The 23054-nt window shown below is 64.1% G+C and carries 18 protein-coding genes; 11 read left to right on the forward strand and 7 right to left on the reverse strand.

Features of this window, described 5'->3' with window-relative positions:
* The coding region (locus tag VLE48_06690) for a DUF2339 domain-containing protein (GenBank protein HSA92680.1) at positions 1-208 on the forward strand (208 nt) is incomplete at its 5' end.
* Entirely contained in the window at positions 205-1425 is a 1221-nt protein-coding gene (locus tag VLE48_06695) for a DUF3999 family protein (GenBank protein HSA92681.1), read from the forward strand. The genes VLE48_06690 and VLE48_06695, both read left to right, overlap by 4 nt.
* A 4-nt stretch (positions 1426-1429) precedes the next feature.
* On the opposite strand, the gene VLE48_06700 is transcribed toward VLE48_06695, so the two are convergent.
* The 6 genes from VLE48_06700 to VLE48_06725 all read right to left on the reverse strand — a co-directional run bounded on the left by VLE48_06700 (position 1430) and on the right by VLE48_06725 (position 9918).
* A complete protein-coding gene (locus VLE48_06700; GenBank protein HSA92682.1) occupies positions 1430-3847 on the reverse strand; it encodes a DNA translocase FtsK in 2418 nt (805 codons plus the stop codon).
* A 212-nt stretch (positions 3848-4059) separates the two neighbouring features.
* Positions 4060-4659: a DNA-3-methyladenine glycosylase gene (locus tag VLE48_06705; protein HSA92683.1), complete on the reverse strand. Its 600-nt coding sequence runs from the start codon at positions 4657-4659 to the stop codon at positions 4060-4062.
* 29 nt (positions 4660-4688) lie between these two features.
* The gene (locus VLE48_06710) at positions 4689-6491 is read right to left on the reverse strand and encodes a methylmalonyl-CoA mutase family protein (protein HSA92684.1); all 1803 of its coding nucleotides are present in this window, start codon (positions 6489-6491) and stop codon (positions 4689-4691) included.
* 108 nt (positions 6492-6599) lie between these two features.
* Positions 6600-7370, reverse strand: coding sequence for a glycosyltransferase family 2 protein (locus VLE48_06715; GenBank protein ID HSA92685.1), 771 nt, complete (start codon positions 7368-7370; stop codon positions 6600-6602).
* A gap of 72 nt (positions 7371-7442) precedes the next feature.
* A complete protein-coding gene (locus VLE48_06720; GenBank protein HSA92686.1) occupies positions 7443-7901 on the reverse strand; it encodes a Rid family hydrolase in 459 nt (152 codons plus the stop codon).
* A gap of 97 nt (positions 7902-7998) precedes the next feature.
* A complete protein-coding gene (locus VLE48_06725) occupies positions 7999-9918 on the reverse strand; it encodes a TolC family protein (GenBank protein ID HSA92687.1) in 1920 nt (639 codons plus the stop codon).
* Positions 9919-10160: 242 nt separating this feature from the next.
* Between VLE48_06725 and truA the strand changes: the two genes are divergently transcribed.
* The 9 genes from truA to VLE48_06770 all read left to right on the forward strand — a co-directional run bounded on the left by truA (position 10161) and on the right by VLE48_06770 (position 19428).
* Complete coding sequence (gene truA, locus VLE48_06730) at positions 10161-10913, forward strand: tRNA pseudouridine(38-40) synthase TruA (GenBank protein ID HSA92688.1); 753 nt, start codon at positions 10161-10163, stop codon at positions 10911-10913.
* Positions 10914-11028: 115 nt separating this feature from the next.
* On the forward strand, positions 11029-12603 hold the full coding sequence (locus tag VLE48_06735) for an aldehyde dehydrogenase family protein (GenBank protein HSA92689.1): 1575 nt from the start codon (positions 11029-11031) through the stop codon (positions 12601-12603).
* Between the two features lie 154 nt (positions 12604-12757).
* A complete protein-coding gene (locus VLE48_06740; GenBank protein HSA92690.1) occupies positions 12758-13108 on the forward strand; it encodes a hypothetical protein in 351 nt (116 codons plus the stop codon).
* Positions 13108-14361: a LeuA family protein gene (locus tag VLE48_06745; GenBank protein HSA92691.1), complete on the forward strand. Its 1254-nt coding sequence runs from the start codon at positions 13108-13110 to the stop codon at positions 14359-14361. The genes VLE48_06740 and VLE48_06745 overlap by 1 nt, the downstream gene beginning before the upstream one ends.
* A 4-nt stretch (positions 14362-14365) precedes the next feature.
* Positions 14366-14821 carry an ATP-binding protein gene (locus VLE48_06750; GenBank protein HSA92692.1) on the forward strand — a complete coding sequence of 152 codons (456 nt, stop codon included), beginning with the start codon at positions 14366-14368 and terminating at the stop codon, positions 14819-14821.
* Between the two features lie 85 nt (positions 14822-14906).
* Entirely contained in the window at positions 14907-16154 is a 1248-nt protein-coding gene (locus VLE48_06755) for a M20/M25/M40 family metallo-hydrolase (protein HSA92693.1), read from the forward strand.
* 43 nt (positions 16155-16197) lie between these two features.
* Positions 16198-17118, forward strand: coding sequence for a DMT family transporter (locus VLE48_06760; protein ID HSA92694.1), 921 nt, complete (start codon positions 16198-16200; stop codon positions 17116-17118).
* A 119-nt stretch (positions 17119-17237) separates the two neighbouring features.
* A complete protein-coding gene (locus VLE48_06765) occupies positions 17238-18803 on the forward strand; it encodes a Do family serine endopeptidase (protein ID HSA92695.1) in 1566 nt (521 codons plus the stop codon).
* Between the two features lie 121 nt (positions 18804-18924).
* Positions 18925-19428, forward strand: coding sequence for a peptidoglycan-binding domain-containing protein (locus VLE48_06770; GenBank protein ID HSA92696.1), 504 nt, complete (start codon positions 18925-18927; stop codon positions 19426-19428).
* On the opposite strand, the gene VLE48_06775 is transcribed toward VLE48_06770, so the two are convergent.
* Complete coding sequence (locus VLE48_06775; GenBank protein ID HSA92697.1) at positions 19425-23021, reverse strand: PAS domain S-box protein; 3597 nt, start codon at positions 23019-23021, stop codon at positions 19425-19427. The genes VLE48_06770 and VLE48_06775 overlap by 4 nt on opposite strands.
* Positions 23022-23054 lie beyond the last annotated feature (33 nt).

The raw sequence follows: 23054 nt of genomic DNA on the forward strand, positions 1-23054 counted from the left end.
CTGGCAAGCCCTGATCCTGCTGGCGGTGACCATCATGAAGGTCTTCATCTACGACGTCTCGGAACTGGAGAAGGGCTACCGCATCATGAGCCTGATTGCGCTGGGCGTGCTGCTGCTGGGAGTCTCTTTCGTCTATCAGCGGGACTGGCTCAAGCTTTCCGCGCGCAGCCGCGCGGAGGAGCGTGGCGCTGCTGGAGGGACGTCATGAGGTGGCGGCTGGCGGTACTGCTTCTGGCAGCTCTGGCGCATCCGGCGTGGGCGGCGAGTGACGCCTCGATCAGCTACTTCACGCACGTGCGCGACGTCTCCGTGAGCGATCCGGAGCGGCAGAACTACGCTGTGGTGGACGCCGAGATGTTCCGTGTGGCGCGCAACGATCTTGGCGACCTCCGCCTGTACACGCTGGAGGGAACGGAAGTTCCGTACGCTCTCGCGGTGCAACACTCGGCCTCGCGCTCTACCGAGGATGAAGTGCGCGTGCTCCAGCCGGGGACCATCGGAGGCAGAACGCAGTTCGTGCTCGATGTCTCCAAAGTCGAGGAATACAACCGCATCACGCTCGGCCTGGACGCGCGCGACTTCATCGCACAAGCGACCGTCGAAGGCCAGGATAACCTGCGCCAATCGCGCTGGGTGAATCTGGGAACGCGCACCCTGTACGACTTCACGCGGGAAAAGCTGGGGCGAAACTTCACGCTGAGACTACCCGATTCGCGCTTCCGCTACCTGCGCATCACGCTGGCAGGAGCAGTGAAGCCCGGGGAGGTCGTGAGCGCGAAGGTGGCAAGGGTAGAAGAGGTGCCCGGCCGCTGGACGGAGATCGGAGTGAGTCCCCGCTTCACGCGCGACGGACGCACGACCGTCATCACCTGGGATGCGCCAGCCAATGTTCCGCTGGAGCGGCTGTCATTCGAAGTGGAGGACGGGCAGGAGAACTTTCGCCGCGACTTCCGGGTATTCAACGCCGAGGGTCGCGAAGTAGCGTCGGGCACGGTCACGCGCGTGCGCCTGCCACGCGCCGCCGACTCCGGCACGGAAAGCCTGACGTTCGAGCTGCCGGGCCTGCGCTCGCGCAGCTTCCGCGTGGTCATCGAAAATGGCGACGATCCGCCGCTGCGCCTTTCGGCGGTCCGCGCGTGGTTCACGGAGCGCCGCGTCTACTTTGATCCCAAGGGCAAGGAGCGGCTGCGGCTGTATTACGGCGACCCCGAATTGACAGCACCGGTCTACGATTACGCAAAATTCTTCCGCGCGGAAGAGTCGGCGGCGAGGGCCGGACTTGCCGGCCCGCGGGAAAGTGCAGGGTATACCGGGCGTCCCGACCGTCGGCCGTGGAGCGACCGCCATCCGGAGGTGCTGTGGGCCGCGCTCATCCTGGCCGTGGCTGGTCTGGGCGCGCTGGCGCTGCGCAGCCTGAAGACCTAGGAAGCTAACGCAGGGCTTCTTCGACCTCGGAGAGCCAGTCAGGTTTCTTGAGGACTTCTCGGGGCTTGGGGCCGTCGGCGGCGCCCACGATGCCGTCTTTTTCCATCAGGTCGATGAGGTGGGCGGCGCGTCCGTAGCCGATGCGCAGACGCCGCTGCAAGAGCGACGTCGAAGCCTTGCCGAACTCCACCACCAGGCGCACGGCGTCTTCGTAGAGCTCGTCCTGTTCCTCGTCGCCCAGTCCGCCGTCCTCGCCGCCTTCGCCACGCGCATTCTCATCGCGCGGCGCCTGCAGGAACTTCTCGTCGTACTGGGCGGAAGCCTGCGCCTTCCAGAACTCGACCACGGCGGTGATTTCCTTTTCCGTGACGTAGGGCGCATGCAGGCGATGAACGCGCGCCGAGCCCGCCGGCAGGTAAAGCAGGTCGCCGCGGCCCAGAAGGGCTTCGGCGCCGTTGGCGTCGAGGATGGTTCGCGAGTCCACCTTGGTGGCCACGCGGAAGGAGATGCGCGCCGGGAAGTTGGCCTTGATGAGTCCGGTGATGACGTCCACGGAGGGCCGCTGCGTCGCCAGCACCAGGTGGATGCCGACGGCTCGCGCCATCTGCGCCAGCCGGGTGATGGACTCCTCGACGTTGGCCCGGTCGAGCATCATCAGGTCGGCCAGTTCGTCGATCACGATGACGATGTAGGGAAGTGGCCGGTTGGCCTCGTCCTGCTTCTCGAACAGGCTGGGCGTATGCTCGTCGCCGAACAGCTTGTTGTACTGGTCGATGTTGCGCACGCTGTGCTCGGCCAGGAGCTTGAGCCGCCGCTCCATCTCGCGGCAGGCGTTGCGCAGCGCGTAGGCCGCCAGCTTCGGCTCGGTGATGATGGGCGTGTACAGGTGCGGCACGCCTTCGTAGATGCCCAACTCCAGCCGCTTGGGGTCAACCAGGATCAAACGAATCTGCTCGGGCGTGGCCTTGTAGAGCATGGACATGATCATGGCGTTGATGGCTACGCTCTTGCCCGTGCCGGTGGCGCCGGCGATGAGCAGGTGCGGCATGGTGGCCAGATCGGCCACCACCAGGCGGCCGTTGATGTCCTTGCCCATGGAGAGGGTCAGCTTCGACTTGGAGGCTGCGAACTCCTGCGCTTCGATCACTTCGCGCAGCCAGATGGTTTCCCGCTCGCGGTTCGGCACCTGGATTCCGACCGTGGACTTGCCGGCCATGCGCTCGATGAGGATGCTCTCGGCGCGCAGCGCCAGGCAGAGGTCATCGGCGAGATTGGTGATGCGGCTGTACTTGATGCCCGCTTCCGGCTTGAGTTCGAACGTCGTGACCACCGGGCCGGGATTGATATGCGTCACCTGGCCGTGCACGTCGAACTCCGCGCACTTTTCCGTGAGAATCTGCGCCAGGTTGCGAAGCTGCTCTTCATCCACCACACCCTGCTCCTCGGGGCGGTGCAGCAGGGAACTCGAGGGCAGGCGATAACCCCCGGTGATGCGCGGCATCACCGTCTTTGTCTTGAGCGCGGCATCGGCTCGCGAGCCCAGTTGCGGTTCTTCTCCTGCGGCTGCCGGCCTGGAATCGCTCCGGAAGGGAGCGGGAGCAGTCGGGGCTCCGAGAGTGGCTGACTGGGGCCCCGCTGCGGCCGTCATGGCTCGGCGCTCCGCCAGCTTCTCCGCCAGTCTCTCCGCAACCGTCTTGCTCGGCGGCGTAGATGGGGGTACTTGCTTGCGGACCTGTGCTGCCTGGAGCGCGGCCCGCTGGGCGGCGATGCGACGTTTTTCCAGCTCGCGCTGCGCGTGTGCTTTGGCGCGCGCATTCCGCCAGTCCATCAAGCGGTCGCGGGCGGCAATCGCGAAGGCGAAGCGGGTCTCCAGCCACAATCGCATCGCGCCGAAGGAGAAGGCGGTCGAGAGATAGAGCGCCACGGCAATGGCAGTCAGCGCCACCAGGTAGGCGCCGGCGACGTTGAGATAGTGGATCAGGAAGTCGCCGAGAATACGTCCCAGCAGGCCCTCGATGGGTATGGCGCCCAGCCAGCGCGGGTGCCAGGGCAGGATTGCCAGCAGCGCGGGCAGGAAAAGCAGCAGCGCCCCACATCCCAGCGACTTGGCGACGGGTGAACTGACCGGTCGCGAACGGAACCAGCATAGGCCCAGCATGCCCAGCATCACCGGGAGCAGGAAAATGGGAATGCCGCCCAACTGCAGCAGCAGGTCCGCGATGACCGCGCCCACCATGCCCACCCAGTTGCGGGCGGGATGCGATGCCCCGGGAGAAGCCGCCGTGTTGAGCGACGGATCGAGCGGCGAGTAGGAGGCAAGCGCCAGCAACAACAACAGCGCTCCCACCAACTGCAGCAAGCCGATCAGCTCATTCAGGCGGCGGTTGTTCGTGGGGGTGAAAAGGCGCGAAAAGTGCTTCATTCCGGCGTAATCGAAGTGGCACACGAACCACCGAGCGGCACAAGGGGCCGCGCGAACGTGTGCGAACTACGCCAGAGCCGTTAGTGATTATCGTTCAGCGATCCGCCGGTGACAACCAAATTCTGCCCGGGGGAAGCCCGAATGGTAGCAGGCTGAAGGAGCGGAGGTGACGCCGTAAGCGATTGGCGCAGAAGCAGTTCGGGATGGAAGCCTCAGAATTGCGCGGCGCCGTCCACCGACTTCCACAAGTACCAGGCCGCGACCGAGCAGTAGGGGTGCCAGGGCCGGGCAATGCGCTCCACGTGGCGAGGCGTGACCTTGCGCTTGCGGTAGGCGCGGCGGATGGCATTTTGCACGCCCAGATCACCGGTGGGCAGGACGTTGGGACGGCGCAAGGCGAACATGAGGAACATCTGCGCGGTCCACACGCCGATGCCTTTCACGCGTGTGAGCACCGCGATGACTTCCGCGTCTTCCATTTTTTCCAGGGACTCAAGATCCAGCTCGCCATTGCGTGCGTGGCGCGCCAGGTCACGCACGTAGCGCAGCTTCTGTTTGGAGAGCCCGCAGGCGCGCAGCTTGTTGGGATGGAGCGCGAGAATGCGCTCCGGCTCGAGCTTGCCCCCGCAGGCTTCGACCACGCGACGGGCAATGGTTGCGGCTGCCTTGCCGCTCAACTGCTGGTAGATGATGGCGCGCGCCAGCGTGTCGAACGAGGGTTCGTCGTACTCCATGCGGAACTCGCCCACGCGCTCGATGATGGCGCCCAGCACAGGATCGGAACGGCGCAGGTGGTTGAGGGCGTGCTGCATCGGTGCGGAATGCCTTTGGAAGTGCGGGGCTAGGTGACGCTGGTCTCCTGGTAGGTCCCGTACACCTCGCGCAGGGCTTCGCAGACTTCACCTACGGTGGCGTAGGCGCGGACGCACTCGAGGATGTACGGCATGGTGTTGGCGTCAGAGACGCGGCCGTTGCCGGCTGCCTTGGGTTCCTGGGCAGCGGCACGCTTCAGCGCATCGAGGCGACGGCGGACTTCGTCGTTGGAGCGGCGCTGTCTGAGCGCGGCCAGCTTCTCCGACTGGTGGCGGGCGACGGATTCATCGATGTAAAGCGTATCCGGCGGACGGTCTTCTTCCATCGTGAATTCGTTCACGCCCACGATGATCTTCTCTTTGGCCTCGACGGCGCGCTGGTACTGGTAAGCGGACTCCGCAATCTCCTTTTGCGGGTAGCCGCGCTCGATGGCCTGCACCATGCCGCCCATGGCGTCGAGCTTCTTGAAGTACTCTTGTGCTCCTTCCTCCATCTCCAGCGTGAGCTTCTCGACGAAGTAGCTGCCGCCGAGCGGATCTACGGTGTTGGGCACGCCCGACTCGTAGGCCAGGATCTGCTGGGTGCGCAGCGCGATGCGGGCAGCATCGGCGGTGGGCAGGGCCAGGGCTTCGTCGAAGCCGTCGCAATGCAGGGATTGCGTTCCGCCCAGCACCGCGGCCAGAGCCTGGATGGCCACGCGCGCAATGTTGTTCATGGCCTGCTGCGCGGTGAGGGAGACACCGGCGGTCTGCGTGTGGAAGCGCAACAGCCGGGTGCGGTCGTTCTTCGCCCCGAAGCGGTCCTTCATCACCCCGTACCAGAGTTTGCGCGCGGCGCGGTACTTGGCGATCTCCTCGAAGAAATCGTTGTGCGCGTTGAAGAAGAAGCTGAGGCGGGGGCCGAACTCGTCCACGTCCAGGCCGCGCCGGCGGGCCCATTCCACGTACTCGATGCCGTCGTAGAGCGTGAAGGCCAGCTCCTGGACCGCGGTGGAGCCGGCTTCGCGAATGTGGTAACCGCTGATGGAGATGGTGTTGAAGCGGGGCGTGAACGCGGAGCCGAACTCGAACGTATCCACCACCAGCCGCATGGAGGGTGCGGGCGGGTAGATGTACTCCTTCTGCGCGATGTACTCCTTGAGGATGTCGTTCTGGGTGGTGCCGGAGATCCTCTTCCAGTCGGCGCCCTGCTTTTCCGCCACCGCCAGGTACATCGCCCACAGGACCGACGCAGGCGAATTGATGGTCATGGAGACGGTGGTGTGTTCCAGGTCGATGCCGTTAAACAGGATCTCCATGTCCTCGAGCGAATCGATGGCCACGCCACACTTGCCGACCTCGCCTTCGCTGGCGGGATGATCGCTGTCATAGCCCATCAGGGTGGGCAGGTCGAAGGCGACGGAGAGCCCGCCGCTGCCGTGCTCCAGCAGGTACTTGTAGCGCTCGTTGGTCTCTTCCGGCGAAGCGAAGCCGGAGAACTGGCGCATGGTCCACAGCTTGCCGCGGTAGCCGGAAGCGTGAATGCCGCGGGTGTAAGGCGGCTGGCCGGGATAGTTCAGGTGCTTCTCGTAGCTCCAGTCTTCCGGCAGATCGGCCTGGGTGTAGAGCCTCCGAATAGGAACGCCGGAAATGGTGGTAAAACGCGCGTTCCCGTGCTCGTCCTGATTGACGCCGGTAGGCGCGCCGATGGGCTTCTCCGGATGGCGCTCGAGTGTGGGCGCGAGCGCCTCCTCCGCCCACTCTTTCTCGGACTGGGATGGATGGCGGCCCTCGAAGACGTCCTGAATGGGGCTTTCGGCGAGCTTTTCCGCGGGCTTACGCTCTGGCGCCATGGGGCAATCATAGAAGATGAACTGCATGGCCGCAACGATGCGGGAATCGCGGTCGAGTCCAATCCGAGAGTGGCTTGCTGTGGTCGCAGTCGGGGATTGTCCGTGCGCCTAAGTCTCGGAGCGTCTGGTCGTCAATTCTAACGCCTTGGCGTATTTCCAGCCGACGTAGCGGGCGTGATTGCGGTGGAGCAGGAGGCCCTCTTTGCCGTCCAGGAAGCCGAGGCGCAGGAAATAGTTGTACAGGAACGTCAGCGGGGGATTGAGCCAGCGATTGAGCCATAGCCACCAGCGCGGCTTGTCGCGAATCAATTCGGCCCCCAAGTCTGCATAGCGGCGCATGTGCTCAAGGTATTCCGTGAGGGTGGGATACGAACGATGGATCAGCGCTTGGTGCAGGCGGGCAGTCGCCCCCTGGACCTTCAAAGTTTCATGTACAGGCCTCTCCTCGAACCGTCCCGATCCACGGCGGAACAGGCGCAACTTGGGGTCGGGCCAGAAGCCGCCGTGGCGGATCCAGCGGCCCAGGAAGTAGTTCTTGCGGGGAATCCAGAAGGCGTGAGCTTCGGGACTGCTCCGCAGGGCCGCGGTTATTTCCTCGACCAGAGCTGGTTCCAGGCTTTCATCGGCGTCCAGACTCAGCACCCAGTCGCCCGCAGCCTTTTCGATGGCTGAGTTCTTCTGCGCGGCGTAGCCCTTCCAGGGCTCAAGGAAAACTGTCGCGCCCAGAGACTCGGCAATCTCCCGCGTGCGGTCGGTAGAGCCGGAGTCCAGCACGATGATCTCGCCGACGCCATCCGCTACCAGCGGGCGTACGCTCTCGAGCGTCGGGCGGATGTTGGCTTCCTCGTTGCACGTGATGAGGACGACCGAGAGCTTCACGCGCCCCAGCATACCGGGACGCCGGGGTATGGCAAAGGGGTTGACCCAACGCGGTGACGCCCCACGCGAGCATTACCGCCGCACGGCAATACCCTGCACCTCGAAGCGAGCGCCGAGGAGCAGAGGTCCGGAACCGACGAAGGCGCGGGCAGGGAAGTCCTTGCCGAAATGGGTTCGATACACCTGGTTGAACTGGCCCCACAGGGAGACGTCGGGGCAGAACACCTGCACGTAGACCAGGTCTTCCATCGTCATGCCGGCGCGGCCGAGCGTGGCCTTGAACTCTTCCAGCACCAGGCGGGCCTCTTCTTCCGCCGTCGCGGGCGGCTTCTGCGTCTTGGGGTCGAGGCCGATGTGGCCCGCGAGATAGAGCGTATCGCCGACCACGACGCCATTGCTGAAAGGAAAGTCGCCATCGGGTTTGAAGTAACGCCTCTCCGTTTTCGACCCGGAATCGGAAAACGCCAGCAGCGAAAACAAGGACAGAACGATCAGCCAGGCGAGCGGCGCGGTTGTGGAAAGCAGTCTCATGGAATGTCCTCCCGGGGACGGGCCAGCTTACACCGTGGCCGCCACACGAAAAAGAAAAGCCCGGCAGATCCCCCAGATGGGACTTGCCGGGCTGAGGTTACTGGGCTTGCGGCTTTGGCTGCTCTTCGACGCGGGGCGAGACGCCGGGCACCGAGGGCAGGGTGCGTACCATTCCGCTTTCGGCATCACCCAATTCAATGCGATTGCGGGTGAGCGTAGCAGCCGTCACACGGTCCAGTTCGACGCGGCTCTTCTCATAGGCTCCGTTGGCCGCCACCAGATTGGATTCGGCCTGTGCCAGATCGCGCTGCGCCTGCAGCACCTGGAAGTTGGTGGAGGCGCCGAGTGCGTATTTCTTCTGTTCGGCATCCAGCGATTCCTCCGCGAGTTGCACGCCCTTGCGCGCTGCTTCCACGCGCGCGCGGTTCTGTTGCACGGTGAACTGGGCGTTGCGGACCTCGATGCCTACCTGGTTCTCGAGCTGCTGCAGGCGAAGCTGAGCCTGGCGGTATTCCAGCTCCGAGCGCACCTGGTCGGCCTGCGCACCCCGATTGCGGATAGGGATGGTGATGTTCAACCCGACGGCATAATCGGGGTTATCGGCGTCAATCAGGCTGTGGAACGCGCTGTAAAAACCGGTGGTGGGGATGCTGCCGGGGGGGATGGTCACGTTGTTGGGGTTCTGCACTCCGGCCAGAGCGGAAGTGCCATACCAGGCCACGAAATCCACGGTGGGCAGCAGGGCATTGCGCGCCGACTTGATGCTGATTTCGCGGTTGGTGAGATCGATGCGCGCCTGCACTAGCTCCGGGCGACCCTGCTTGGCTTCGTGAACCAGATCCTCAATGGGCCCCACCGGCTCCTGCTCCGGCACCACCATGGTGTCGGTGGGGATGACGGGAGCGGCGGCGATGCGGGCTTCGCCCAAGTTGCGGGTGATGGCATTCTTGATCAGGAGTTGCTGCAGTTGCAGATTGGTCTGAGCCACGATCAACTCCTGGTTGCGGGTGGCCACTTCACTCTCGGCTCGCACGATCTCAATGGGCGCCAGGGTCCCGATCTCGACCTGCTTGCGGTTGTCTGACAAGGTCTTGTTGGCCAGGGCGAGGGACCGCTGCTTCACTTTGACGTCCTCATAAGCATTGACCAGGTCCCAATAAATATTCTGGATCTGGGAGACGGTGTTGATCACCTGGTTGCGGAAGGCCACGTCGGAAATCTCACGATTGTTCTTGGCGATGCGGATGAAGCGCGTATTCGGCCCCAGGCCGAACCCGGCGAGCAGCCGCTGGCGGATGCTCAGCCGGAAGGAGGTATTCACCTGCGGCACCAGAGTGGAGAACAAGCTGTTATTGGTCTGCCGGGAGTTGTCGAAGACCACCTGCATGGCGGTTCCGGTGTGGAACCCCTGGCTATAGGTGAAGTTGGCGGTGCCGGTATTCTGCTGGAAGCTGGGCACGCCGGTGGTGACGGTGTTGGAAAGCGGAAACGTGGCGTGGTTGATGTTAAGCGTCGCGCTCAGCGAGGGATCGAAGGAGTCGATGGCCGTTCCGGTGCCCACCGTGCTGGTCACCAAGCCGGCTGCACCGGTACCCGCCCCACCCGCGCCACCCGTGGTGCCGCCGGCGCCCGCGCCGGCCGCGCCGGTGCCAAAGCCGCCCACACCGCCTCCGGGGGTGCCTTGCACCAGGCCGGTAGCCACGCCGCGGGTGGCCTGGCCAGCCTTGGTGCGGAGGATGTCGGTATCGGCGATCTGGAGGTTATACCGGGCGATGGCCATGTCCAGGTTGTTCTCCAGCGCCAGCGCGATGGCATCGGCCAGCGACAGGCGGATCTCGCCGCCTACCATGAGTTGGTCGATGCGCTCGGTATTGGTCGTCCGCGGCTCCGGGACCCGGCGGGGAATATAGGGTCCTACAAAGTTGGGCAGATGCGAGCGTGGCTTGGAATAGTCGATTCGCTGTTCTTGCGCCGACGCCGCGACCGGCGTCAGCAGGGCCGCCACCAGGGCGGCCAAGAGTCCCCTCGAAAGACAAAAAGAAAGACGCATGCGCTTCTCTCCCTACCTTCTCGTGCTCCGGGCTTCCTCGTAGAGACTGCCGAAGTTCGAAATCGTCAACGGTTTATACGCAAATCGCAGCACCCGGGTTTCCGCTTTCTTCGAGGGAGCGGCTCTCCGCGGGCAGGCGTCTCCGGGACGAAAGTCCGATAGTATATCGCACAGCCGGGCCGGAATCGGACGAAGGACACGCAGCGGGAATGCGCAATTTCAAGCTTACTCTGGCGTACGATGGCGCCGAGTTCCACGGCTGGCAGGTGCAGCCGAGCCTGGCCACGGTGCAGGGCACACTGGCCGCCGCTTTGGAGCAGATTACCGGCGAGCGTGTCCTGCCCCAAGGGTCCGGCCGTACGGATGCCGGAGTGCACGCGCTGGAGCAGGTAGCTTCCGTGGCGTTGGAGTCGCCGATTCCGGCAGCCAACCTGCATAAAGCCCTGAACGACATCCTGCCGGCTGCGATCCGTGTACTCACTTCGGAAGAAGCGCCACCCCACTTCCATGCCCGCCACTCGGTCCAGGCTAAGACCTACCTCTATCGCATCCATCGCGGGTCAGTTTGTCCGCCTTTTCTGGCCCGCTACGTGTATCACCATCCCTTCCCGCTGGACGAGGAGGCCATGCGGCGAGCGGCTCGGTTGGTGGAGGGCGAGCACGACTTCACGTCCTTCGCCGCGGTAGATCCCGAGCGCGCGCATGAAGGGGAGGAAGCCTCTAACATCCGCACCATTCACTCTTCCGGATTCGAGCGCGAGGGCGAAGAATTGGTGTACAAGGTGCGTGGCAGCGGCTTCCTGCACCACATGGTGCGGAACCTGGTTGGAACTTTCCTGCTGGTCGGGAAAGGCTCCCTGGACGAAGCCGGTTTGCGCCGAATACTGGAGCTCAAGGACCGCAGCGCGGCCGGCGGGACGGCGCCTGCCAGCGGTTTGTACCTGGCAAGCGTGGAGTACTGAAACAAACCCGGCTTTTCTTGCACTCTCCGGTCCGTTTTGTGGTAACAGTAGAGGCCTACGCCAGTCCCCCCGAACTGGCCTTTATATCCGACCCCAGGCGATCTTAGGTTTTTTCGTGGCGTCAGAAGCGCAAATCACGCAGCGGGAGATCGTGTCGCGCAACCCCGCGACCGGTGAGGTCCTGGGGCGTTTCGACTGCGCCACCGTGGCCGATGTGCGTGCTGCGGTGTTGAACGCCCGCGACGCCCAGGCCGAATGGGGAGTGCTCCCTGCGCGGGAACGGCTGAAGGTACTTCGGCGTTTCCAGCGCCTTCTGCAGGAGGGCAAGACCGAGGTTGCCCAGCTCATCACCCGCGAGACCGGCAAGCCGTATGTGGAAGCCCTGCTGACCGAAGTGCTGGTGGTGCTCGACACCTGTCGATTCCTGGTGGAGAGCGGTCCCGCCATGCTGCGCGATGAGGCCGTCCCGCACGGCAACCTGATCATGAAGGCCAAAGTGGGCCAGGTCCGGCGCGAGCCTTGGGGTGTAGTGGGCGTGATCTCGCCCTGGAACTATCCCTTTTCCATTCCTGCGGGCGAGGTGCTGGCCGGGCTGGCCGCCGGCAACGCCGTGGTGCTGAAACCCTCCGAGTACACGGCGCTCACCGCAGTGGAACTGCGCGGCTTGCTGGCGCGGGCAGGCTTGCCGAAGAACCTGTTCCGGGTCGTGCTCGGCGACGGGGTCACGGGCGCGGCACTGGTGGAAGCGCCTGTGGACAAGATCTTCTTTACGGGCAGTGTTGCCACCGGCCGCCGGGTGGCCCAAGCCGCTGCCGCGCGGCTGATTCCGGTAGTCCTCGAACTGGGCGGCAAGGACGCCATGGTGGTTCTGGATGACGCCGATCTCGATGTGGCGTCGAGTGCCGCGGTGTGGGGCGCTTTCGTAAACGCCGGCCAGACATGCCTCTCGGTGGAGCGTTGCTATGTGCAGCGACGGCAGTACGAGCACTTCCTGGAGCTTTGCCTGGCCAAGACGCAACGGCTGCGAATAGGAAACGGGATGCATCGTGCTACCGACGTCGGTCCGCTCATCCATGAAGGTCAACTGCGCATAGTGGAGGAACATGTGGCCGAGGCCCGCCTGCATGGAGCACGCATCCTGACGGGCGGTCATCGCCTGCCTGACCTGGGGGCAAACTTCTATGCTCCTACGCTGCTGGCCAACGTGGACCACTCCATGCAAATCATGCGCGATGAGACCTTCGGTCCCGCGCTGCCGGTGATGCCGTTCGAGGACGAAGAGGAGGTAGTGCGTCTGGCGAACGACAGTGAGTTCGGGCTCTCGGCCAGCGTTTGGACCGGCGATTCGGCGCGTGGCGAGAAGCTGGCGGCACGCCTCGATGCTGGCACGGTGATGATCAACGATGTGGTGAGCTGCTTCGGCATCAGCGAAGCACCCCATGGCGGCGTGAAGTCGAGCGGCCTGGGCCGCACCCGCGGACGCCTGGGCCTGGAAGAGATGGTGCGTGCCAAGTACATCGACTCGGACCGCCTGCCCTACACGAAAAAGGTGTGGTGGTACGGCTATGGGCCTGAGTTCGGTCCCCAGATGGAGGGCTTTGTGGACTTCCTGTTCGCACCTTCGCTGCTGCGCCGGGTGCGCGGCGGCTTGCGCTCCTTCGCCGCATTCTTCCGCGAAGGCAGGCTCTAGGCCGTCGGGCCGAAACTTGGCATAGCTGGGGACGCGGACAGTTCGAGTACAATTGAGCCGGAAAGCCCAGGACCGAAGCGCGCCGGTGAGCGTCGGGTGAGGCTCGCAGGCTCCGGCCGAGATTTCGGGAATCCCAGGAGAGGAAGAACCGGCCTTGTCCAGCACTGCGAACGCCACTGCCGAAACCACGGTTCCCCAACTTCCCCATCACAAGGTCAAGGTCAAGATCAAGCCCGGACAACGCTCTTGCAACGAGAAGAATGAGAAAGGCAAGCTGTGCGCCGGCCACCTGAAGCGCTGGTTCTACACCGCCGATGTGCGCGAGCAGGCATGCGGCGACGTGGAAAGGGCCCTGGGTCCGGATGCGGTCCTCTATCGCTGCGAACATTGCAAGACGCTTTATCTCCCTCACCCCGATGAGCCGCATGGCATCAACGTGGCCGGCGCCGGCCAGCTGTCGGTGTTTGGCCTGACGGTGCCGTCGAAGGAGAGCAAAGACAAGTAGTGAACCGCTCCGAACTCATCTACGACTGGAACCAGGTGGGGGGCGGCGAGCCGCAGCCCAAGGCGGCCGCGCTGCTCAACGACGAGTCTCTGCGCGACGGCCTACAGTCGCCTTCCGTCAAAGACCCGACGATCGCAGAGAAGATCGAGATACTTCACCTGATGGAGGCTCTGGGCATCCAGTCTCTTGACCTGGGCCTGCCCGGCGCGGGGCCGCGGGCGGTGGAGTCCGTCGAGCGGCTGGCGCGCGAGATCGTGAGCGCGAAGCTGAAGATCCGCGCAAACTGCGCCTGCCGTACGCACGAAAACGACATCCGGCCGGTCGCGGAAATCGTGCAACGGACCGGGCTGGACATCGAAGCTGCGACCTTCATCGGCTCCAGCCCCATCCGGCGCTACACCGAAGATTGGACCGACGACTTCCTGCTGCGCACCACCGAGCATGCGGTGAAGTACGCGGTATCTCTCGGCTTGCGTGTCATGTACGTGACCGAAGACACGACCCGCTGCGATCCCGAGACCCTCAAGCGGATGTACAGCACCGCCATTCGATGCGGGGCGCGTGCCATTGTGGTATGCGACACTGTGGGCCATGCCACTCCCGCGGGCGTGCACGCGCTCATCCGCTTCGTCTTGGACGAGGTGGTGAAGCCTGCAGGTGAGAAGATCCGTCTGGACTGGCACGGCCATAGCGACCGGGGCCTGGCGGTGGCCAACTCCCTGGCCGCACTGGCCGCCGGCGCCGACTGCGTGCATGCGTGTGCGATTGGGATCGGTGAGCGGGTGGGTAACACGCAGATGGACCAGATGCTGGTGAACCTGAAGCTGATGGGCGTCCCACCCTGGGACCAGCAGGACCTGAGCCGCCTCAAAGACTACTGCGAGGCGGTTTCGCGCGCCACCGGAGTACCTATCCCCAGGAACTACCCGGTGGTCGGAAGCGATGCCTTCCGCACCGCAACGGGTGTGCATGCGGCGGCGGTGATTAAGGCCTTCAAGAAGCAGGATGTCGTACTGGCCAACACGGTGTACTCCGGGGTCCCGGCCCACTATTTCGGATTGGGACAGACGATCGAAATCGGCCCCATGTCCGGGAAGTCCAACGTTCTATTCTGGCTCGACCATCACGGCATCACGCCCGGCGACGAGCTGGTAGAACGCATTCTGAAGCGCGCTAAGACCTCCGACCGTCTGCTGACCGAGGCGGAAATCCTGGAGTGCTGCCACGCGCCGGTTGCGGGGAGAGCGGAATAGCCCCATGCCTGGCCTTCGCGTTCCGCCCCCTGACTTTGGTACCGACCGGCTGGAGATGCGACTCGAGACCAGCTTCGCCGCCGACGTAGAGCAGATCGCTCCCATGGTGGAGCGCATCATGGCGATCGCCGGCGAGCTGCGCTTCCCCGAGGAAAAGCAAGCGGAGATTGGGCTTGCACTGCAGGAGGCGCTGGCTAACGCGGTCATCCACGGGTGCAAGCGGGACCGCTCGAAAACGGTGTACTGCTGGGTGGCGGCGGATCCCTCCGGGAATCTGGTGATCGTGGTGCGCGACTCTGGACCAGGGTTCGATCCAGCCGCGATACCCAAGCCCAACGTGGGCGAGCAGCTCTACGCCGACCACGGGCGCGGTATTTTCATGATCGGCCGACTGATGGATGAGGTCCGCTTTGCGCGTGAGGGCACCGAGTTGCACATGCGCAAGGACAACGCGCGCTGATCCTCGTCTTCGATGTATGCTGCCGACCGAACGAATGAGCCGGCATCCGCTCGCGACCGTACTGGTTCTAGGAGGCGCTCTACTGATGGCACCGGTCACTCCCTTGCGCTCCTCGGCTCGGGCCGCTTCACCGGCGCCTGCGATCCCGCGGCTGGCGGAACGCGCCGACGTGCGCGCTGCCCTGGCGTGGTTCCTTGATCATCGCGAAGAACTGTTGCAGATGCAGATGGACCTGGTGGGAATTGCCGCTCCTCCGCATGGTGAGCAGCAACGCGGCGAGTGGCTCCGCTCGCGGTTCGCGCAAATCGGGCTGGAGGACACCCAGATCGATCCCGTAGGCAACGTTCTGGGTTTGCTGAGGGGATCTTCCGAGGGCAAGCTGGTAGCCGTGACGGCCCATATCGACACGGTGTTTCCCGCCGATAGTCCCGTGGAAGTGCGCCGGGAAGGGAATCGACTGTACGGCCCGGGAATCTCGGATAACGGCGCCGGTGTCACCGCATTGCTGGCGCTGGCTTCGTCGCTGCGTGCAGCCGGTATCCGTCCCCAGCATGGCGTGCTGTTTGTAGGCAACGTCGGGGAAGAGGGCGAAGGAGATCTGCGGGGCATGCGGCACCTGTTCTCCGATCCACGCTGGAAAGACAGAATCGCTTACACCGTGGTGCTGGACGGCGCTTCCACCGACACCATCGTCACACAGGCATTGGGCAGCCGGCGGTTCGAGGTAACCGTGCGGGGGCCCGGCGGTCATTCCTGGAGCGACTTCGGGACGCCCAATCCCATTGTCATCCTTGCGCGCGCACTGGCGCGCTTCAGCGATACGCACCTACCGCGTGAGCCCAAGACCACACTCAACGTGGGGGTGATCAGCGGCGGCACTTCGGTGAACTCCATTCCCGAGTCGGCTTCGGCGCGCATCGACATCCGATCCGCCGATGTCGAAGAGATCGATCGACTGGACCGGGCCCTGCATGAGGCCGTGGCGGCCGAAGTCGGCCGGCGCGAGACTCGCGGGCACCGCCCGGACGCGCTGCTCAGCTATGAGATCAAAGTCATCGGCAGCCGCCCGGGCGCAGAACTTCCTGCGGATGCGCGGATCCTGCAGGTCATGCGCGCCGTGGATGCCTGGCTGGGCAACAGTTCCAGGCAGCACCGCGCCTCAACCGACGCCAACATCCCCTTATCGCTGGGACGCGAGGCCGTGAGCATCGGAGCCGGCGGCTCCGGCGGCGATGCCCACACCCTGCACGAGTGGTATGACTCCACCGGCCGTGAACTGGGATTGAAACGGGTTCTCCTGGCCACCTTGGCGCTCGCAGGGGTGAGTGAGTAGTCTGCCGCCGGGTGGCGCGCGCAGCGACCGGTCCGGGTGATTCTTGTCACGCCTGCACAAAGCCCATGTGCTGCTGGTGTTGGTGACGGTAGTCTGGGGCGCCAGCTTCGTGCTGGTGAAGGCCGCCCTGGCCGACGCCACGCCGCTGCTGTTGAACGCGTTGCGCATGGGCCTGGCTGCCGTCGTCCTTGCAATCTATTACCGTCATCAATGGGCCCGGCTTACACGACCCGTGGTTCGGGCCGGCCTTCCGGTCGGCGTCTTTCTCTTCCTCGGCTACGCTCTGCAAACCTGGGGGCTGAAGGAGACGACGCCATCCAAGTCCGCGTTCCTCACTGGGGTGTCGGTGGTTCTGGTGCCGGTTTTCATGGCCCTTTTTTGGGGACGCGTAGTCAAGCGATGGACTGGTGTGGGCGTGGCGCTCGCTCTGGTCGGACTGTATTTCCTTACGGTGCCCGCTGGAGCGCTGATGGAAGGGATAAACCTGGGTGACCTGCTCACTCTGGGCTGCGCCGTTGCATTCGCGTTCCAAATCATCTACCTGGGCAGGGCGACGCACCGCTACCCCTTTGAACTCATCGCCATCCTCCAGTTGACGGTGGCGGCAGCTCTGACAGCGTTGGCCGTTCCCGTGCTCGAGACGCCCAGGGTGATATGGTCGTCCCCGGTTCTGTGGGCGATTGCCGTGACCGGACTTGCGGGCACAGCGGCGGCCTTCAGCATTCAAGCCTGGGCACAGCAGTTCACACCGCCGACGCACACGGCGCTGATCTTCTCGCTGGAGCCGGTGTTCGCCGGCCTCATCTCTTTCATCTTCCTCGGCGAGCGGCTTGGGGGTCGGGGCCTGCTGGGGGCGGCCCTGATTCTGGGAGGTGTGCTTCTCTCGGAGCTTAAGGGGGGAGCGGCCGAGCCGGCAGTGCCCCCGGGAGTGCCGGCCGAGCAGGCGGAACTGGACGAAGCCTAGCGAGGTAACGCTTTGGCGGCAAGCTGCGTCTAATGCGATGGGGAGCGGTCGCGGGCACCGTCCAAGCGCCCGTCGCCGGAAGTCTATAATAGGGATTGGTAATCATTCGGAGGCAGGTCATGATTTCGGGTTCAGGTGGGTGGTTCGAGCGGCTGCGTAGCCGCCGCATGGCTTCACTGCTTACGGTGGTGGCCACGTTGGCGATCGGTATCCTGATGGGGACGTTGATCTCCTTCAGCGTGAAGGGCAAGGATGCTGATTCCGCCGGCGCAAGCCCCGCGCCGATCCAGATTCCGGCCCCGCAGCAGCTCTCCTCAGCCTTTGCTCAGATCGCCCGCGAGCTGGAACCTTCGGTGGTGAATATCAACACCGAATCCACGGTGCGGCCGACGCCGCGGCGCCGCCAGCCCGCGCCGCGAGGCCAAGACCCGTTTCAGGATTTCTTTGACCGCTTCTTTGGTGGACCAGACGGGAACGATTCCGACGGCGCTGGGGTTCGCGAGCGGTCCCTTGGGTCCGGGGTCATCGTCGATCCGAAGGGCTACATCGTCACCAACGCCCACGTGGTGGAACGCGCGGACCGCATCCGAGTGCGCCTGGCAAGCGATCCGCCGGGCGTTCCGGGACATGACGCCAAGGTCGTGGGGAGCGACCGCGAGACCGACTTGGCGGTGATCAAGATTGAGCCCAAGAGTCCGCTGCCGGCTGCCAAGCTGGGCAATTCCGAATCGGCCGTAGTGGGCGAGTGGGTGCTGGCCATCGGCAGTCCGTTTGGCCTTGAGCAGACGGTGACGGCGGGCATCATCTCCGCCAAGGGACGCAATATCGTGCCGTTACGGCAGTTCCAGTCGTTCATCCAGACCGACGCCGCCATCAATCCGGGCAACTCCGGCGGACCGCTGGTCAACATGCGGGGCGAGGTGATCGGCATCAACACCGCGATCTTCACGCAGTCCTATGGCTACCAGGGCGTGGGATTTGCCATGCCGGCAAATACCGTGGCTGAGGTATACAACCAGCTCATCAGCCCGGAGCACAAGGTCGTGCGGGGCTCGATCGGTGTCGTGTTCAACGCTGCACCCAACCCGGCCATCGCCCGGGTCTATGGAGTGCAGAGCGGCGTGATTATCACCGACGTGAGCGCGGGCGGTCCGGCAGAGCAGGCGGGCCTGCGCGTGGGTGACGCCATTGTCAGCGTGGACGGCAAGTCCATCTCGGGGGGTGACGAACTGGTGTCAGAGATTTCGGCGCGCCGTCCGGGCACGCAGGTGCGACTCGGCTATGTTCGCAACGGAAAGAAGGAAGAGGCCACCGTAACCATCGCGGATCGCGCCAAACTATTCAGCGACCGGCTGGGCGACCGCGACGAGGACTCCGACGACTCGCGGCCGACCGAGGCCCGGTTGGGGATCACCGTGCGTTCCATCAACCCGGAAATAGCGGATCGCCTCGGAACGGCACCGGGAAAGGGCGTAGTCATCCAGGACGTCCGTCGGGGCTCGTTCGGCGAGGACGTCGGGCTGGCGCCGCGCATGGTGCTCCTGGAGATCAACCGCCAGCCTGTCAACAGCGAAGAGGACTTCCGGCGTATCCAGGGCCAGCTCAAGAGCGGTCAGGACGTGGTTTTCCTGGTGAAAACCGGCCGCGATTCGCCGACCCTCTTCTTGGCTGGGACCCTGCCGTAACCCGGTTGTACAACACCTTTTGGGAGTGGCGTCTGAGCCCGCCTTGTGCGATTATCCCTGTGCCCCAAGCCTGGGGCAGAGTCCCGCTGCCCGGTCCGGCAGCGTCTTTGAGGTGCGGGTTTTGAGGCGGAAGACACTCAGCGGCCTGGTGGCAGGACTTTGCGTGCTGTTGCTGTGCTCCGTGCAAGCTCTGGGCGGTACTCCCGCGAAGTCCTCGAAGACCAGCGCCAAGCCGTCTGGAACCAAGTCGAAAGCCCATGTGGCCAGCACCAAGAAGAGGTCCACTTCCGGTAAGAAGCGCAGCCGCAGACGTGTTTCGTGGCGTCGCCGTGGCCAGCAGCAGATGCAGAGCGACCGGGTACGGGAGATTCAGGCAGCTCTCATACGCGAGAAATACCTGAAGGGTGAGCCTACGGGGCAGTGGGATGAGCCCTCCAAACAGGCCATGATGCGGTACCAGACCGATAACGGTTGGCAGACCCGGACCCTGCCGGATTCGCGTGCGCTCATCAAGCTGGGCCTTGGACCGAAACATGCGAGCCTGGTGAACACGCCGAGCGGTCCGCTGCCCAGCGGCGGAAGCGACGAGTCCGGACCCGGCGGGCCTCAGTCCCCCCAGCCCTAGCGGCCAGGACCGTCAGCGCTGTCCAGTACCTGCCGCACCTTGCGCATCAGCGCTTCCGTGCTGAACGGCTTCTGCAGGAATTCCGTCCCCGCCGCGAGTACGCCGTGATGGCCGATGGCATCGTCGGTGTAGCCGGACATATAAAGCACCTTCAGTTGGGGCCGCAAGGGCGAGAGTTGCGCCGCAAGCTCGGGTCCGCTCATCTGCTCGAGAATGACGTCGGTCAGAAGCAGGTGGATCGCCCCTTCGGTGCGCTCGCTGAGCAAGAGTGCTTCGCGGCCGTGGCGCGCCTCCAGCACGCGATAACCGTGGCGATCCAGGACGTGCCGCACCAGGGAGCGGACGCCTTCTTCGTCCTCCACCAGCAAGACAGTTTCGCTTCCGTGATAGCGCTCCGGCGCCGCCGGCTGCGGAGTGCCGCTGGGCGCGGGTTCATCCACCCGCGGCAGGTAGACCTTTACGGATGTGCCCTGCTCCGGCTCGCTGTAGACCCAGATGTAACCCTCGCTCTGTTTGACGATGCCATAGACCGTGGCCAGGCCGAGTCCGGTGCCCTTGCCTTTTTCCTTGGTGGTGAAAAAGGGCTCGAAGACGCGGGCGCGCGTTTCCTCGTCCATACCCACGCCGGTGTCGCTTACGGCCAGCATGACGTACGAACCCGGCCGAACAGAAGGATGCTCGTGGGCATAAGCGGAATCCAACTCCACGTTGGCGGTCTCAATGACGAGCTTGCCGCCGCGCGGCATAGCGTCGCGCGAGTTGACGGCCAGATTCATGACTACTTGTTCGATTTGACCGGGATCGGCGCGTACGTGTCCCAGGTCGGAGGTTAAGTGCGCATAGAGTGCAATGTCTTCGCCCAGGAGACGGCGCAATAGCTGTTCAATGGAACCCACCACAGTATTCAGGTCCAGGACTTTCGGTTCCAAGACCTGCTGGCGGCTGAAGGCCAGCAACTGCCGGGTGAGGGAAGTGGCGCGCTCCGCCGCCTTGCCGATCTCGTCCAGTTCGGCGCGCATGGGGGTGTCGCCTTCGACCCGTTCGAGCAGCAGTTCGGTGTAACCCTGGATCACGGTGAGCAGATTGTTGAAGTCGTGGGCAATGCCGCCGGCCAGGCGGCCCACGGCCTCCATCTTCTGCGACTGGCGAAGCTGTTCTTCGAGCGCGCGGCGTTCGGTGACGTTTTCGGCAAACATCTCGAAAACGCGAAGACCTGCCGGACCGACGGGGACAGCGCGCCCGTTCAACCGTACGGTGATGGCCCGACCGTCCTTGCACTTCCACTTGGTTTCAGCCGGTCCGAAGCGAGCCGTGTGGGCGAATCGCTCGAGGAGGGATTGTCGGTCGGCCGGATCCACGTATACGTCGGCAGCCATGTTCAGGCGGAGCAGCTCTGCCGCGGAGGCGTAGCCCAACATCTCGACCAGTGCCGGATTGACATCGAGGATCTGCCCGTCCGGGGTGGACCGGCAGATCCCGTAGGCTGCGCTCGCGAACAGCGACCGGTAACTCGCCTCCGAACGCCGCAATGCCTCCTGGCTGCGCTTGTGCTCGATGGCGCTCGCGATCTGCTGTGAAACGAAGGTGAGAATGTCCTTGTCCCGTTCGCCGTAGCGCACTCCTTCGTCGTAACTCTGCACCACCAGGACGCCAAAGCTGGTTTGTCCCTGCTTCAGCGGTACACCCAGCCAATCCACGGAGGGCGCGCCGACCTCATCGACCTCCGCGCGGCGCACCAGCTCGGCAAACACATCGGGTGTGGCCAGCAAGGGCCGGCCTGTGCGCAGGACGTAGGCCGTGAGCCCGCGGCCCACGTTCATCCGCGGTGGGGTGACGTCCTGTTCGTCAACGAAATAAGGGAAGTGAATGGTTTGGCTCGGAGGGTCGTACAGCGCGATGTAGAAATTGCGGGCATCCATCAGTTCGCCGACGACGCCGTGGACTTCAGCGTAGAACCGCTCGAGATCGGACGCGGAACTAGCCTGGCTGGCGATGCGGTAGAGCGCCTGCTGCAACTGCTCGGCTCGCTTGCGCTCCGTGACATCCACCGCAGTACTGAGAATGGCAGGCCGCCCGCCGTACTGAATCATTCCAATGCTGGATTCAAGCCATCGAACCTTGCCGCTCTTCGTAAGGATGCGGAATTCCTGCTGGGTGGGCACGGATTCTCCTCGCAACAGCTGAGCAGTCCGCTTCAGCAGGGGGTCCCCATCATCCGGGTGCAGAAGGTCCGTCGGCCGCATCGACAGCAGGCTTGCGCGGGTATAGCCGGTGATCTCCTCGGCGACTGGATTGGCGTAGAGGAAGTGCTGCCCGTCATGGATGTAGATCAAGGCGCGGGCAGTTTCGGTGACGGTGCGGAACTTGCTCTCGCTCTCCCGCATCGCTTCCTGGCTGCTCTTGGCCTCGATGGCCCGGGCAATCTGATGCGAAACGAACGTCAGAACCTCTTTTTCCTGCTCCCCGTAGCGGATATTGGACTCGTAGGTTTGTAGCGCCAGAACGCCGAATGCCTGCTCACCACGTTTCAGCGGCACTCCCATCCAGTCCAGGGAGGCGGTGCCGACCTGTGCGACTTCGCCCCTGCGGGCAAGCTCGTCGATATCCTTGCGGGTGGCCAGCAACGGTTGCCCGGTGCGGAGTACGTACTCCGTCAACCCTTTGGCAAAGGGGCGCGGCGGAGGAGGCTGGTCCACCTGATCCACGAAATAGGGGAAGCGCACTACGTTGGTGGGTTCATCGTGCAGGCCGATGTAGCAGTTCTTGGCATACATCAGTTCGCCGAGGATGGCGTGGATGGAGGCGTACAGCTCGTCGAGCGAGTGAGCCGAGCTGGCGGTTTCGGCGATGCGGTAGAGGGCGGACTGCAACTGTTCTGCGCGTTTCCGTTCGGTGACATCAAAGGCCGTGGCCAGGATAGCGGCCTGGCCTCCGAACTGGATGGTACTGGCACTGAAGTCCAGCCACCGGACTTCGGCGTTCTTGGTGACGATGGGAAACTCGTATCGGCCGACGACCGGCTGGCCCTGCTGCCGCTGCGTGGCCCGCTCCTGCACCATCCCGCGATAGTCCTCACGGATGAGGATCCAAGGCGACATCCGAATCAATTCTTCCTCTGTGTACCCCGAAATTCGCTCACAGGCACGGTTGGCATAGAGGAAGCGTTGACCGTCGTGGATGTAAATGGCGGAAGCCGCGGTGTCGGCCACGGCGCGGAACTTGGCTTCACTCTCGCGTAAGGCCTGCTCGGTGCGCCGGCGGTCGGAGATGTCCCGTTGCGTCCCCCAGATCCGTACCAACCGCCCCTGCTCCACGATCCCGATGGAGTTGTTGAGCACGTGGATAGTGTTACCGTAGCGATCCACGTCCCGGGACTCAGCCTCCACGGTGCGATAGCCGGCCCGAATGAAACCGCGGATTCGTTCCACGTTGTGGGGATCGGCAACGGGCATCAGGTCCGCGATTCGCTTTCCCAACATCTCTGTAGCAGAGTCGAAGCCGTAGTCGCGCGCCATGGCATCGTTGCACTCGGCCAGCCGCGCGTTTTGGAAGAGGCACTGGATCTGTTCCTGTTCCGGCAGATCGATCGGCATGGGCGGCTCCATCTCGTAGCGACGGATACCCTC

The organism is Terriglobales bacterium (genome assembly GCA_035454605.1).
Lineage (GTDB): Bacteria > Acidobacteriota > Terriglobia > Terriglobales > Acidobacteriaceae > DATMAB01.